Origin of the sequence: Plantactinospora sp. BC1 (assembly GCF_003030345.1) — a bacterium.
Lineage (GTDB): Bacteria > Actinomycetota > Actinomycetes > Mycobacteriales > Micromonosporaceae > Plantactinospora.
On sequence record NZ_CP028158.1, the window covers coordinates 3,333,864 to 3,347,353 of the forward strand.

Annotated in this window: 13 protein-coding genes; 7 read left to right on the top strand and 6 right to left on the bottom strand. The window is 72.1% G+C overall.

Features of this window, described 5'->3' with window-relative positions:
- Positions 1–8 precede the first annotated feature (8 nt).
- The 3 genes from C6361_RS14360 (at position 9) to C6361_RS14370 (ending at position 4,466) form a co-directional block, all read left to right on the top strand.
- Entirely contained in the window at positions 9–2,267 is a 2,259-nt protein-coding gene (locus C6361_RS14360; RefSeq protein ID WP_107268056.1) for an MMPL family transporter, read from the top strand.
- Positions 2,268–2,540: 273 nt separating this feature from the next.
- Positions 2,541–3,350 carry an alpha/beta hydrolase gene (locus tag C6361_RS14365; RefSeq protein ID WP_234359492.1) on the top strand — a complete coding sequence of 270 codons (810 nt, stop codon included), beginning with the start codon at positions 2,541–2,543 and terminating at the stop codon, positions 3,348–3,350.
- A 120-nt stretch (positions 3,351–3,470) separates the two neighbouring features.
- Positions 3,471–4,466, top strand: a complete 996-nt coding sequence (locus C6361_RS14370) for a chlorophyllase (protein ID WP_107268058.1) — start codon at positions 3,471–3,473, stop codon at positions 4,464–4,466.
- A 91-nt stretch (positions 4,467–4,557) separates the two neighbouring features.
- Here the strand turns inward: C6361_RS14370 and C6361_RS14375 are convergent, their stop codons facing one another.
- The 4 genes from C6361_RS14375 to C6361_RS14390 all read right to left on the bottom strand — a co-directional run bounded on the left by C6361_RS14375 (position 4,558) and on the right by C6361_RS14390 (position 9,117).
- A complete protein-coding gene (locus tag C6361_RS14375) occupies positions 4,558–5,913 on the bottom strand; it encodes a hypothetical protein (protein ID WP_159079326.1) in 1,356 nt (451 codons plus the stop codon).
- Positions 5,914–6,212: 299 nt separating this feature from the next.
- Positions 6,213–7,175, bottom strand: coding sequence for a zinc-binding dehydrogenase (locus C6361_RS14380; protein ID WP_199853350.1), 963 nt, complete (start codon positions 7,173–7,175; stop codon positions 6,213–6,215).
- Positions 7,176–7,379: 204 nt separating this feature from the next.
- Entirely contained in the window at positions 7,380–8,603 is a 1,224-nt protein-coding gene (locus tag C6361_RS14385; protein ID WP_107268060.1) for an NADP-dependent malic enzyme, read from the bottom strand.
- Between the two features lie 148 nt (positions 8,604–8,751).
- Positions 8,752–9,117 carry a S24/S26 family peptidase gene (locus C6361_RS14390; RefSeq protein ID WP_304598538.1) on the bottom strand — a complete coding sequence of 122 codons (366 nt, stop codon included), beginning with the start codon at positions 9,115–9,117 and terminating at the stop codon, positions 8,752–8,754.
- A gap of 83 nt (positions 9,118–9,200) precedes the next feature.
- Here C6361_RS14390 and sodN point away from each other — a divergent pair, with 83 nt between their 5' ends.
- Both sodN and C6361_RS14400 read left to right on the top strand, forming a co-directional pair.
- Positions 9,201–9,608: a superoxide dismutase, Ni gene (sodN, locus tag C6361_RS14395; RefSeq protein ID WP_107268061.1), complete on the top strand. Its 408-nt coding sequence runs from the start codon at positions 9,201–9,203 to the stop codon at positions 9,606–9,608.
- Between the two features lie 123 nt (positions 9,609–9,731).
- Positions 9,732–10,139: an anti-sigma regulatory factor gene (locus C6361_RS14400; RefSeq protein ID WP_107257943.1), complete on the top strand. Its 408-nt coding sequence runs from the start codon at positions 9,732–9,734 to the stop codon at positions 10,137–10,139.
- Between the two features lie 17 nt (positions 10,140–10,156).
- On the opposite strand, the gene C6361_RS14405 is transcribed toward C6361_RS14400, so the two are convergent.
- Positions 10,157–10,558 (bottom strand): hypothetical protein, encoded by a 402-nt coding sequence (locus tag C6361_RS14405; protein ID WP_107263837.1) that lies wholly within the window; start codon positions 10,556–10,558, stop codon positions 10,157–10,159.
- Between the two features lie 42 nt (positions 10,559–10,600).
- Between C6361_RS14405 and C6361_RS14410 the strand changes: the two genes are divergently transcribed.
- Positions 10,601–11,551 (top strand): diacylglycerol kinase family protein, encoded by a 951-nt coding sequence (locus C6361_RS14410; protein ID WP_107257942.1) that lies wholly within the window; start codon positions 10,601–10,603, stop codon positions 11,549–11,551.
- Between the two features lie 422 nt (positions 11,552–11,973).
- The gene (locus tag C6361_RS14415; RefSeq protein ID WP_101371857.1) at positions 11,974–12,231 is read left to right on the top strand and encodes a WhiB family transcriptional regulator; all 258 of its coding nucleotides are present in this window, start codon (positions 11,974–11,976) and stop codon (positions 12,229–12,231) included.
- Positions 12,232–12,600: 369 nt separating this feature from the next.
- Here C6361_RS14415 and C6361_RS14420 read toward each other — a convergent pair whose 3' ends face one another.
- The gene (locus C6361_RS14420; RefSeq protein WP_234359607.1) at positions 12,601–13,461 is read right to left on the bottom strand and encodes a sirohydrochlorin chelatase; all 861 of its coding nucleotides are present in this window, start codon (positions 13,459–13,461) and stop codon (positions 12,601–12,603) included.
- Positions 13,462–13,490 lie beyond the last annotated feature (29 nt).

Sequence of the window (13,490 nt, forward strand, 5' to 3'; positions counted from 1 at the left end):
GTCGGGTCATGACCACGTCGACGCTTCTGCCGCCGCCGGACACCGGCTCCGACGCCGGCCCCGCGGCCTCCCGCAACCGCAACCTGGCCGCGAGAATCGCCGGCTGGAGCGCCCGGCACCGGGGCATCGCCGTCCTCGGTTGGCTACTCTTCGTCGTCGCGGCGACCGCGCTCAGCGCCGTCGTCGGCACGGTCGAGGCCAGGAACAGCGAGTCCGGGCACGGCGACTCCCGCCGGGCGGACGAGATCATCGCCGCCGCCGGCTTCCCCGACCGGGCCGCCGAGATGGTACTGGTCGAGAGCGACGACCTGGTCGCGGAGGATCCCGCCTTCCGGGCGGCCGTCACCGACACGGTGGCGGCCGTCGAGCGTACCGGCCAGGTGCTGGACGTCCGGTCCGACGCGGTTTCCGGCGACCGGCACGCCGTACTCGTCACCTTCGCCCTGACCGGGCCGGCCGAGGGCGCCGCCGACCGGGTCGGACCGGTACGCGACGCGGTCGCCGCCGTGCAACGCGACCATCCCGAGCTGTACGTGGCGCAGACCGGCGGAGCCAGCATCGGCGAGGCGATCGGCAGGACCCTGGACGCGGACATGCACCGGCTGTCGATGCTCTCCATCCCGGTGACGCTGGGCATCCTGATCGTGGCGTTCGGGGCACTGCTCGCCGCCGTACTGCCGATGGGGCTGGCCCTGACCGCGTTCCTGGGCTCGCTCGGGCTGCTCGCCGCGGCCAGCCGGCTCGCTCCGGCGGTCGACACCACCATGCACCTGATGCTGCTGATGGGGCTCGCGGTCGGGGTGGACTACTGCCTGTTCTACCTGCGCCGGGAGCGGGAGGAGCGGGCCCGGGGCGCCACTGCCGAACGGGCGCTGGAGATCGCCGCCGCCACCTCCGGCCGGTCGGTGCTGATCTCGGCGCTGACCGTGATCATCGCGATGTCCGGGATGTTCCTGACCCAGGACACCACCTTCATCAGCCTGGCCACCGGCACGATCCTGGTGGTCGCCACCGCCGCCGTCGGGGCGCTCACCGTGTTGCCGGCGGTGCTGAGCAAGCTCGGCGACCGGATCGACCTGGGCCGGGTGCCGGGGCTCTACCGCCGCCGGTCGAGCGGCCGGTTCTGGCGCACCACGATGAACCTGGTGCTGCGCCGGCCCGGCATCTCCGCCGCGCTGGCCGCCGTCGCCCTGCTGACCCTGGCCGTGCCGCTGCTCGGGATGCGGACCGCCGAGGAGGACGTCACCGCGCTGAAGAACCCGGCCCCGGCGCTGAGCGCCTTCCTGCGGGTCAAGGCCGCCTTCCCCGGCGGGGCCGAGCCGGCGGTCGTGGCGATCCGGGCGGACGACGTGACCACGCCGGCCCTGACCGCCGCGATCGACGACCTGAAGAGCCGGGCGCTGGCCACCGGCCAACTGCACGAGCCGGTCACCGTCGAGGTCAACCCGGACCGGACCGTCGCGGTGGTCAAGGTGGGACTCTCCGGCTCCGGCGTCGACGCCGCCTCCGAGCAGGCGGTACGCACCCTGCGCGAACAGGTCGTCCCACGCACCGTGCAAGGGGTGGACGGTGCCGAGGTACTCGTGACCGGGCTGGCCGCCGACTCGGTCGACTTCAACGCGGCGCTGGGCCGCAGCGTGCCGCTGGTCTTCGGTTTCGTGCTGGGGCTGGCGTTCCTGCTGATGCTGGTGTCGTTCCGGTCGCTGGTGGTGGCGGTGACCGCGATCGTGCTCAACCTGCTCTCGGTGGCCGCCGCGTACGGGCTGCTGGTGGTGGTCTTCCAGCACGGCTGGGGCGAGGCGCTGCTCGGCTTCGAGTCGGTCGGCTCGATCACCAACTGGGTACCGCTGTTCCTCTTCGTGATCCTGTTCGGGTTGTCGATGGACTACCACGTCTTCGTACTCAGCCGGATCCGCGAGGGGCACGACCGGGGCTGGCCGAACAAGCTGGCGATCTCCCGGGGCATCCGGGGTACCGCCGGGGTGATCACCAGCGCCGCCGTGGTGATGGTCGCGGTCTTCGCCCTCTTCACCACCGGCACGGTGGTGTCGATGAAGGAACTCGGCTTCGGGCTGGCGATCGCGGTGCTGATCGACGCGACCATCGTCCGGGCGGTACTGCTGCCCTCGGTGATGGTGCTGCTCGGGGAGCGGAACTGGTATCTGCCCCGGTGGCTGGGCTGGCTGCCCCGGCTCGCGCCCGACGAGGTGCCGTCGGGCGGGCTGCCGCAGGGCGTGCCCACCGGGGCCGGGGCGTCGGTGCGCTGAGCCGACCGGGCCGGGGGACGGTTGCCGGGCAACGGCGGATCGGGGGCGGACGGCGGGACAAACCGTCCGGGTGGCCGCCGTACGAGGACCGGAAAGCTGGCCTCGTACGGCGTTCCGCCGTCTAGCGTCGATGCTGTGCGCGTGAACCCCAGGGTCTCGGGGCTCTTCGTCCTGTTACTGCCCATCGCGCTCACCGCCAGCGGGTGGGTGGTCGCCGCTCCGGCTCCCGCGGCCTCGCCCGGTTCAGCCCCGGATCGGACGTACGCGGTCGGCGTGCGTACGCTCGATCTCGGTCGCGGCACCGCCCGCCCGCTCCGGGTCACCATCTGGTATCCGGCCCGGGACGACCGGCCGCAGCGCCCCGCCGCCGGGCCGGGCACGCCCCGCCGGGACGCCCCGGTCGCGGCCGGCCGGTTCCCGATCGTGCTCTTCAGCCACGGCCTGCACAGCCTGCCGGAGCTGCACGCCCCGCTGACCACCCGGTGGGCCTCGGCCGGTTTCGTGGTCGCCGCGCCGGCCTATCCGCACACGAAGCGGGCGGCGCGGCGCTTCGACCGTGGCGACATCCGCCGCCAGCCCGGTGACGCCTGGCGGGTGATCCAGCACCTGAGCCGGCTGGACCAGGGCTCCGACGACAGCTTCGCCGGGCATCTGGCGGTGACCCGGATCGGCGCGGTGGGGCACTCCGCCGGTGGCTACACCACCGCCGGGCTCTTCGCGCCGGGGCATTCGGCGTGGCTGCGCGGCGGGATCGTGATCGGTGGCGCCGGAATGCCCGGAGCGACCTTCGGCGGGCCGCCGGCGCCGCTGCTCTTCGTGCACGGTGACGCGGACCGGGTCGTACCGCTGGCCCGTGCTCGGGACGCCTTCCGCCGGGTGCCCTGGCCGAAGGCTTTCCTGACGGTACGCGGCCAGGGGCACGGCGAGTACCTCATCCCGGGCCGGCGCGGCTTCGCCCAGGTCCTGGCCGCGACGACCGAGTTCCTGCGCTGGACGCTCTACGGCGACGCCCGGGCCCGGCGCGACCTTCCGGCCGGTGCCGCCGATCCCGGCAGCACCGTCTTCGCCGACGGCCTCGACTGAGGGTTTCCCGACCCGCTGATCGACGGCACCGGTGGTCGACGGCACCCGGTGGTCGACGGCCCGTGCCGGCGTCGGCCGAGGCCGGGCCGGTCGCCCGGTGAGCGGGGCAGAATCGATGTCATGCCCCGACATCCCCTGCGTGCCACGCTCGCCGTCGTCGCGACCGTCACCACGGCGCTGGCGGTGACCCTGACCGGTTGCTCCCGGTCCGGCCGGCCGGTCGCCGAGCCGTCCGCCCCGGCGGCCTCCCCGACTCCGGGCGTCACCGCGTCCGCCGGTCCGCCCCCGGCCGGGGTGGCACCGAGCCGCCGGTTCGCGGTCGGCGTCCGGGAGTTGGGCTATCGGCGGGGCGCCGACCGCCGGCTGCCGGTCACCGTCTGGTATCCGGCCGAGGGGGCGTCGGGCGGCTCTCCGGACCGGAACGCCCGGGTCGCCGACGGACGCTTTCCGGTGGTGCTGTTCAGCCACGGCCTGACCGGTCGGCCGTCGGACTACCGGACGCTGCTGGTGCGCTGGGCGGCGGCGGGCTTCGTGGTGGTGGCGCCGACCTACCCGTACACGAGCCGGGGTGCCACCGAACTCCAGGTGCTCGACGTGGTCAACCAGCCGGCCGACGCGTCGTACGTGCTGACCCGGGTGCTGGCGCTGGACGGCGAGACCGGCGACCCGCTGCGCGGCCATCTCGCCGTCGACCGGGTGGCGGCGGCCGGGCACTCGGCGGGCGGGGTCACCACGATCGGGCTCTTCACGGCCGGACGGGACGATCGGCTCGACGCCGGCATCGTGCTCGCCGGTACCGCCCTCGGGGTCGGCACCGCGTTCAGCGGGGCGGCCGCACCGCAGCTCTTCGTGCACGGCGAGCGCGACGACGTGGTGTCGTACCGGGCCGGCCGGGCGGCGTACGACCGGGTCCCCTGGCCCAGGGCGATGCTGACGCTGCCGGACGGCGACCACGTCGGCGCGCTGCTCGGCAGCGACGAGCCGGCCCTCGACGTGGTCGCCGGCACGACCGTGGAGTTCCTCCGCTGGACCCTCTACGGCGACGCCCGGGCGCTGCGCCGGCTGCCGGCCGAGGCGACCCGGGGCGGGCTGGCCACCCTCGACAACCGGCTCTGAGGCCGCTCCCCCGGCATGCCCCGGGCGGTCGGGCGGAGACGGCCGGGCGCGGCCGGTCCTGGCCCGACCGGCCGCGCCCGCGAGGGGTGGACTAACCCACCACCGGCTTCCGGTTGTCCGCGTAGAGGTTGGTCGCCCGGTCCCAACTGATGCCGCGCTGGTCAGGTCGGGCTATCACGCCATATCTGTGGTTTCGCCCGAAGACATTGCCGGTGAGCCGGATGTTGGCCGCATTCAGATCGGTGCGCACCCCGATTGAATAGTTGCCGCCGTTGCAGTAATTGCCCTCGAAGACCAGATTCGAGACGATCGGCCCGGTGGTCGATCCGATCATGAGACAGGCGTTGAACGGATCTCTGGTCACCGGGTTGTACGCATCCAGCGTGTTGCCCCGGACCACGATATTCGAGGCGCCGGTGGTCTGTAGCGTGTCGTTGTGCGAGCCCGGCCCCCGGGTCAGATGGTGGATCCAGGAATCCTCGACCACCACGTCACTGCCGAGTCGGGGCCCGTCGATGACGTTGCTGATGTCGACCCGGCGCAGCGTGTATTCGCCGCAGCAGACCGCCGCCGAGTTCTTTCCCTTCCCGTTGATCTCGACATCCTCCACCAGCAGGTTCACGGCGTCGATGGTACGAATCGAATAGATGCCGTCGCAGGTGATCCGGGACTTGCGGATCACGACGTTCTTGGCGGTGACGGTGACGCAGCCGGTGATGTTCAGCCCGCTGAGCACCTGGCCGTCCTGAGTCACCTTGATCGATCCGGAGGCCCGCAGCGTCGTACCGGCCGGCACGCCGGTGTTGTCGGGGCCGGGGAAGGAGGAGGGTGCCCGGCTGGCCGGCGCCCTGGTCACGGTCGCCGAGGCAGCTCCGTCCGACCCGTCCGGAGAGTCCTCGGGAGCCGGCGTGCCGGGCTCGGCGGTCGGCTCCGGCGTGGCGGGGGAGGGGAGGTCACCGGCGGCCACCGGCTTGCCGTTCCAGGTCGACATGATGATCGTCGCGGGGGCCTCCGGCGAGTGCATGAAACCGTTCCTGCATCCGGAGACGCGCACCTTGCGGGCCGTGTAGTTGCCGAAGACGAGACCATTCGTGTCGGGGTCGGTGCACTGGATCCTGGTGTTCTCGATCAGCGCTCCGGAGAAGCCTTCGAAAATCCGTACGGCGTGCGCTCCGCCGTACTTGATCGTGCTGTTCCTGATCGTGACGTCGTCCGCCTTGATGTGCACGTACCCATCGATCTTGCGGCCGTCGAGCACCGTCCCGTTCCGGGTAATGGTCATCGAACCGTCGCCACTGCTGGCGACGGCCACGCCGATCCCGGCGAGAATGATCCCGAGCGTCGCCGAACCCACCACCAGGGATCGGGGCGTACGCCAGCCGCGCCCCAGGGCACGACGAGATGGGGGTCGTTGCCGATTATGCTGACCCGCCACAGAGAAACTCATCAAGATCCGACTCCTTCGCCGTACAGATTCGTCCGCGATCAGAGGGGCGGAACGGGACGACTGTACCCGCCGACCCCAAGCCGACGGAGACGCGAAGGAAATGGCGAAAACCCAACCTTTATTTTTCCTAAAGTCAGCCTTTACTCCGACTTTCCGGTGCATTGCGACCGACTTATCCTGCCCGGCTGTCCGTTTTGGTGCCAGGCAAAACGTCCGGATTTTCAAATGCTGGCACCGCGCGTGTTCGGGGCGTGAGCGCCCCTGCACCCGGTCCTGACCGGCCCGGAGAACAGCTCCGGCTACCCGCCGTGCTCCACTACCACCTTGCCGAAGGCGTCCCCGGAGAGCAGCCGGGCGAAGGCCGTACGCACCTCCGAGAACGGGTACGTCCCGTCGACCACCGGCCGGATCCCCCGCTGCACCAGCAGGCCGAGCAGTTCGGCCATCTCGGCCGGGGTACCCATGGTCGAGCCGAGGATCTCCAACTGCATCGCGAAGACCCGGCGAAGGTTCACCGGCGGCTCGTGGCCGGCGGTGGCACCGGAGACGACGATCCGGGCGCCCGGGGCGGCCGACTTCAGCGAGTGGTCGAAGGTGGCGGCGCCGACCGTCTCGATCACCACGTCGACCCGCTCCGGCAACCGGGCCCCGGGCTCCACCGCCGTCGCGCCCAGCGCGGCGATCCGCTCCCGCTTGCCCGGGTCGCGGCTGGTCGCGTACACCCGCTTGCCGAGCGCCACCGCGAGCATCACGGCGGCGGTCGCGACGCCGCCGCCGGCCCCCTGCACCAGCACCGACTCCCCGGCGTCCACCCGGCCCCGGGTGGTGAGCATCCGGTACGCGGTCAGCCAGGCCGTCGGCAGGCAGGCCGCCTCGGCGAAGGAGAGCCCGGACGGCTTGGGTACCAGGTTGGCGCGGGGCACCGCGACCCGGTCGGCGAGCGTGCCGGGATGCCGCTCGGAGAGCAGCGAGAGTCCACGGGGATCGCCCGGATCGGGGATCACCGGATACAGCACGACCTCGTTGCCGTCCGGGTCGACACCCGAGGCGTCACAGCCGAGGATCATCGGCAGCCGGTCGCCGGCCAGTCCGACCCCGCGCAGCGACCAGATGTCGTGATGGTTCAGCGAGCTGGCCCGGACCTGCACCGTCACCCAGTCCGGCTCCGGATGGGCCGGCTCCGGCCGATCCCCGATGACCAACGCGGCGAGCGGATCGTCGGCGTCGAACTTCGAGGCGTAGGCGGCACGCATGATCGACACGTTACACCCGCCCGGAAACGCCCGCCCTCCGCCGACCGCCGGCCACCGCCCGGCCGCCAGCCCACCGCCAATCGCCCCGGCCGCCGGTCACACCGCGCCTGACCACCGGCCCTCCGCCAACCGCCCAGGCCGGCCCGGCCGCCGGTCACGACGGCAGGCGGCTGTCGGACCCGTGCCGCGAACGGCGGCTCGCGGATCGGACCGTCAGGCGCGGGCCACGCCGTCGCGGCGGGCCGCCTCGGCCACCGCGTCGGCCACCGCCGGGGCGACCCGGGGGTCGAGCGGCGACGGCATGATGGCGTCGACCCGGAGCTGCCCGGCCTCGGTACCGCTCTGCTGCGCGCCGTCCGACCAGGCCGCCTCGACCGCCACCGCCGCGATCGCGTCCGCCGCCGCCACCTTCATGCTCTCGGTGATCCGGGTGGCCCGGGCCGCCAGCGCGCCCCGGAAGATGCCCGGGAAGGCGAGCACGTTGTTGATCTGGTTGGGGTAGTCGCTGCGGCCGGTCGCCACCACGGCGGCGTACCGGGCGGCCACCTCGGGATGCACCTCGGGCGTCGGGTTGGCCAGGGCGAAGACCGCGCCGCCGGGCGCCATCCGGGCCACCGCCTCCTCGGGGATCTGTCCACCCGAGACCCCGATCAGCACGTCGGCGTCGCGCAGCGCCTCGGTGATCCCGCCGACCCGGCCGGCGGCGTTGGTCAGCTCGGCCAGCTCGGTCTTCGAGGCGGTCAGGTCCGGCCGGTCGCCGTGCAGGATGCCCCGGGAGTCGCAGACCACCACCTCGGCCGGGTTCACCCCGCCGGCCGCCAGCATCTTGGTCACCGCGACACCGGCCGCACCGGCGCCGCTGACCACCACCCGCAGGTCGCCGAGCTTGCGGTTGAGCAGCGTCGCGGCGTTGCGCAGCGCGGCGAGCACCACGATGGCGGTGCCGTGCTGGTCGTCGTGGAAGACCGGGATCGGCAGCGCCTCGTCGAGCCGGCGCTCGATCTCGAAGCAGCGGGGCGCGCTGATGTCCTCCAGGTTGATGCCGCCGAACGACGGCGCCAGCGCGGTCACCACCGAGATGATCTCGTCGACGTCCTGGGTGTCCAGACAGATCGGCACGGCGTCCACCCCGCCGAACTGCTTGAAGAGCACCGCCTTGCCCTCCATCACCGGCATCGCCGCGCGCGGGCCGATGTTGCCCAGCCCCAGCACGGCCGAGCCGTCGGTGACCACCGCGACGGTGCGCGAGACCCAGGTGTAGTCGTCGACGAGGGCCGGATCGGCCGCGATCGCCTCACAGACCCGGGCCACCCCCGGGGTGTACGCGAGGGAGAGGTCCTCCCGCGTGGCCAGCGGCACGGTCGAGGCGACCGCCAGCTTGCCACCCCGATGCAGCTCGAAGGCGGGATCGGACGGGTCCACGGCGGCGGATGACATGGTGACTCCAAAGGATCGCGACGATGCATTCCATTCGAGAGGCGGCCGGCTGGACGCGAGATCGGCGATCACCGGCAGCGGTGCGGGGGTCACCCGGGTATGGACTACAGAGCATAGTGGCGTAAGGGGACGCGGTTGCCCCGCAGGGTCATACCGACCGGTAACGGAACCACCTCGGGTGGGGCCAGTAGCGGGCCACCACCCGGCCGAGGACGTCGGCCACGCCGTAGACCCGGGAGTCGTCGGTCACCAGCGGGTTGTCGCCGTGCAGCTCCCAGCCGCCGTCGTAGCAGGGGCGTACCGCGCGCTTGACCACCAGCAGGTCCGGCCGGGCACGGAAGACACCGACCACCACGTCACCGGCGCGGACGGCCCGACCGCCGCGCCGGACCAGCAGCGCGTCGCCGTGCCGCAGCGTCGGCACCATCGACGGCCCGACCACGAGTACGGCGAAGACCCGCGCACCGGGTCGGCCACCCGCCGCGGACGGGCCGGTGGAGGGGCCCGTGGACACGCAGTTTCACCTCCGCCCCATCGGGGACATATCGCAGGAGTACTGTCATCCTGGATCATCACAGACGTGCCTTGGAGGGTCCCATGCGACTTCCACGCATCCTTACACCACAAACTGTCGCGTACGCCCACTGCGACCTGCCCTGCGGCGTATACGACCCGGCGCAGGCCCGGATCGAGGCCGAGTCGATCAAGGCGATCGACGAGAAGTACGCGGCGAACACCGACCCCGAGTTCCGCACCCGGGCGCTGATCATCAAGGAGCAGCGCTCCGAGCTGGTCAAGCACCACCTCTGGGTGCTCTGGACCGACTACTTCAAGCCCCCGCACTTCGAGAAGTACCCGCAGCTGCACCAGCTGTTCAACGAGGCCACCAAGCTCGCCGGTGGCGGCGGGGGCACCAAGGCCACGACCGACGCGTCAAAGGCCGACGAGCTGCTCCAGAAGATCGACGAGATCGCGAAGATCTTCTGGGAGACCAAGCAGGCGTAATCCGCCACCTCGCCGGTCACCGACCGGCGGGGACGCCGTCGACGACGTGCCGGCCGGGTCGTGCATCCGGTCGGCACGTCGGTGCGACGGGCCGGTAGAGTCCGAGACGGGGGGACAGGCCTGGTGACTTCGCTGAGCACACCGCCGACGACCGGCGACGACGTCGTCCTACTCACCGTGCCCGCCGACGGTGGCTTCCTCGGCGTGCTGCGGACCGCGACCGCCGGCCTCGCCGCACGCCTGCACTTCGCCCTCGACGAGATCGAGGACCTGCGCATCGCCGTCGACGAGGCGTGCGCCATGCTGCTGGCCGTCGCGACCCGGGACGCGGAGTTGGACTGCCGCTTCGCGGTCACCGACGACGCGCTCACCGTCGAGGTCTCGGTGCCGACCGCCCGGGGGGCGCGGCTGCCGGCGGAGTCGTCGTTCGCCTGGAAGGTGCTGACGGCGCTGACCACCTCCGCCACGGCGACCGCGACCGGTGACCGGGCCACCATCACGCTGCTGACCCGACGGGCCGCCGAGGTCTGAGCCCCGGGACGTCCTGATCAGGCCCGTTCGGTGTCGAAGCCGAGCGCCCGGTTGGTGCCGGTGCTGATCAGCAGGCCCACGACCAGCAGACCGAGGGCGATCAGCGGCCCACCCAGCCAGGCCAGCCCGGCCATGATCATGAAGTAGCCGACCGGCAGCAGCATGAGCTGCAACACGATCGCCGGAGCCCGGGCGGCCGGCCGACGCCGGTCGAGTGCGGTGCCGATCACCCAGAGCAGCACCGCACCGCCGGCCGCGAAGAGCGTGACCAGGAGTGCGGAGAGCAGGTCGGCCGCGGTGGCGGTGAACAGCTCGTAGACCAGGAAGAGCGTCAGCAGGGCCAGCCCGATCCCCTCGGCGCGCAGCAGCCACACCGCCCAGCGCAGCGGGCCGGGTACCGGTTCGGGGTCGCTCGTCACGGCCGCCACGATACCCCGGCCGATCGCGGTACAGTGCCGCCCATGCGGGCCATCCTGGTGGTCAATCCCAAGGCCACCACCACGACGGGCCGGGGCCGCGACGTTCTCGTCCGCGCGCTCCGCAGCGAGGTGGACCTCACCGTCGAGTACACGAGGCGGCGCGGCCACGCGGTCACGCTGGCCAGGGAGGCCGCCCGGCAGGGTGTCGACCTGGTGGTGACGCTCGGCGGTGACGGCACCGTCAACGAGGTGGTCAACGGCCTGATGACCGCCGGACCCTCGGGTACCGCCGACGACCGGCCACCGGCCGGGCGACTGCCCGCGCTCGCGGCCGTACCGGGTGGTTCGACCAACGTCTTCGCCCGGGCGCTGGGACTGCCCCGGGAGTGGCCGGAGGCGACCAGCATGATCCTGGAGGCGCTGCGGGTGGGGCGGGTCCGCACCATCGGGCTCGGCCTCGCGGACGACCGGTACTTCACCTTCTGCGCCGGCCTGGGCATGGACGCGGCGGTGATCCACCGGGTGGAGCGGGCCCGTCGGCGGGGTCGGGTCTCCACCCCGAGCCTGTACCTGCGCTCGATCGTCAGCCAGTACCTGGTCGGTGCGGAGCGGCGGCACCCGACGATCCGGCTGGAGCGGCCCGGTGAGATCACCGAGGGTGACCTCGCGACGGTGGTCATCCAGAACACCGCTCCGTGGACGTACATCGGGGACCGCGAGGTCAATCCGAACCCGGACGCCTCGTTCGACCTGGGCCTGGACATCCTGGCGCTGCGTCGACTGCGGGTACCGAGCACCACACGGATGGTGACGCAGAGCCTGTCACGACGGCCGGATCCGCGTGGCCGGCAGATTCTGCGGCTGCACGACCTGGAGGAGTTCACCCTGGTCGCGGAGCAGTCCCAGGCGTTCCAACTGGACGGCGACTACCTCGGCGAGCGAAACAAAGTCCGATTCACGTCCGTCCCGGCCGCACTGCGAGTAATCTGCTGACCCTGGGGTACAGCGACCGGTAGCGAACCTCTGAAGCCTGCAACGAGGGCGGTGCCGGAAATGCCAGCAATGTCGGGCGGACTGTACTATATTGATTCTCGGCTGTGGCGCACCGGGTGCCGACGAGGGTGGGAATCCGGACAAATGGGCCGTGACCTGTCTCACCTGCCTAGAGTTTTTCCGGGCGCTACCCTTGACATCGCGAGCGTTCGTGAAAGTATTCACAAGCGAACTTGAGTTACCGGGACATTGCGCGGGCGCGTTCGACCCGACGGCCGCCGCCCCGCACGTCCCGCAACACAAAGCCTGCTCTCGCGCTGCCGAACCGACGGGCTCCACAACGTCGTGATCGGCATTGCGGACGCATATAGAAAAGATCCACGAAGCACTGCCGCCCACCCAGATTGAGGAGTGTTGCCGCCATGGACTGGCGCCACCATGCTGCCTGCCGCGACGAAGACCCGGAGCTGTTCTTTCCGATCGGAACGTCCGGCCCGGCCGTCCTGCAGGTCGAGCAGGCCAAGGCCGTCTGCCGGCGTTGCTCCGTGACCGACGAGTGCCTGAAGTGGGCGCTCGAATCCGGTCAGGACGCCGGAGTCTGGGGCGGAATGAGCGAGGAAGAACGGCGCGCCGTCAAGCGCCGTGGCGGCCTTCGGGTCCTGCGCGCTCACTCCGCCTGACCGACCGCACAACGCACCGGACGCCCTGGGGCTCGTTCCCCGGGGCGTTCTGCTGTTCCCGGCTAACACGTTCCGTTGTTTCGAGAACGCGTTCTGCTGTTGTCGTGACGATGGATAGTGGATCGACGACATTCCGCTGATCAATTCGCCGACGCCGAACCCGAAGAAGATTCCACCCGCCGGCCGAGGATTCCGACCGCGATTAGCCGGGCCGGGGAGCGCCGGCCGCGACACCGCCGAACCCTCCGACACGAGCATCGGAGGTCGCGGCGACCCGGCACTACGGTATGTAGCGACCGCCGACCACGCTGAGTCACCGTTCTACGGTGTGTCACCATCCCACGCGTTCCCCGCCGCGCACCGGAATGCCTACCGTCCGTCACCGGTCGGCGCCGCGTCCACCCGTCCGAGCACGAGCTGGACCAGCTCCGGAGCGTCGCCCAGCGGGGCGGAGAGGGCCACCGCGCCGGCCTCCCGGGCCGACTCCAGGGCCGTGTCGCAGAGCCGCCCCGGAGCCAGGAAGTACGTCGCCACCGCCACCCGCCGGGCACCCGCCTCCCGCAGCGCGCTGACCGCCGTACCGGCCGTCGGCGGGGCCGCCGAGGCGTATCCGACCCGGGTCGGCAGGCTCGTTTCGAGGCCGAGCGCCTCGGCCACCTGCTCGACGGTCTCCCGGGCGGCGGCGTCCCGGGTACCGGCGGCGGCCAACACCACGCCGTCGACACCGCCGAGCCGGCGCGCGAGCGGGTCGTCGAGGTCGCCGGACCGGCCCGGCAGGGCATCGCCTCCACCGGGTTGGCGACCGGCCGCGCCAGCGGCGCCATCCTCGGGCACCGGGTCGAGCGCCTCGGTCAGCCGGCGCAGCAGCCCGGACAGGAGCCGTGGGTCGACCCCCTGCGCCGTCGGGCCGAGCACCTCGGTGGTACGTACCGGAATCCGCAGCCCCGCCTCCCGGGCCGCCTCGACGGTACGGGGAATGTCGACCCGCCCGTGGTACGCAGCCGTGAGCAGCAGCGGCACGAGTACGGCCCGCCGGTGACCGGCCGCCTCCAAATCGGCGAGTACCGCACCGGGCCGGGGCGGGCCGTGGTCGAGATAGCTGGCCCGGACCGACAGCCCGGGCCGGGCCGCCGCCACCGCCCGGGCCAGCGCCTCGGTCACCCGGGCCGCCCGGGGATCACCACTGCCGTGCGCCACCAGCACGACCGGGGCCGGCTCCGGGCCGGCCACCGCCGCTCCGGCGGCTCCGCCGGCTCCGG

Bases quoted from the DNA above. Each gene is read 5' to 3' on its own strand.
- C6361_RS14360 (WP_107268056.1), top strand. From the start codon at position 9: ATGACCACGTCGACGCTTCTGCCGCCGCCGGACACCGGCTCCGACGCC.
- C6361_RS14370 (WP_107268058.1), top strand. From the start codon at position 3,471: ATGCCCCGACATCCCCTGCGTGCCACGCTCGCCGTCGTCGCGACCGTC.
- C6361_RS14375 (WP_159079326.1), bottom strand. From the start codon at position 5,913: ATGAGTTTCTCTGTGGCGGGTCAGCATAATCGGCAACGACCCCCATCT.
- C6361_RS14385 (WP_107268060.1), bottom strand. From the start codon at position 8,603: ATGTCATCCGCCGCCGTGGACCCGTCCGATCCCGCCTTCGAGCTGCAT.
- sodN (WP_107268061.1), top strand. From the start codon at position 9,201: ATGCGACTTCCACGCATCCTTACACCACAAACTGTCGCGTACGCCCAC.
- C6361_RS14410 (WP_107257942.1), top strand. From the start codon at position 10,601: ATGCGGGCCATCCTGGTGGTCAATCCCAAGGCCACCACCACGACGGGC.
- C6361_RS14415 (WP_101371857.1), top strand. From the start codon at position 11,974: ATGGACTGGCGCCACCATGCTGCCTGCCGCGACGAAGACCCGGAGCTG.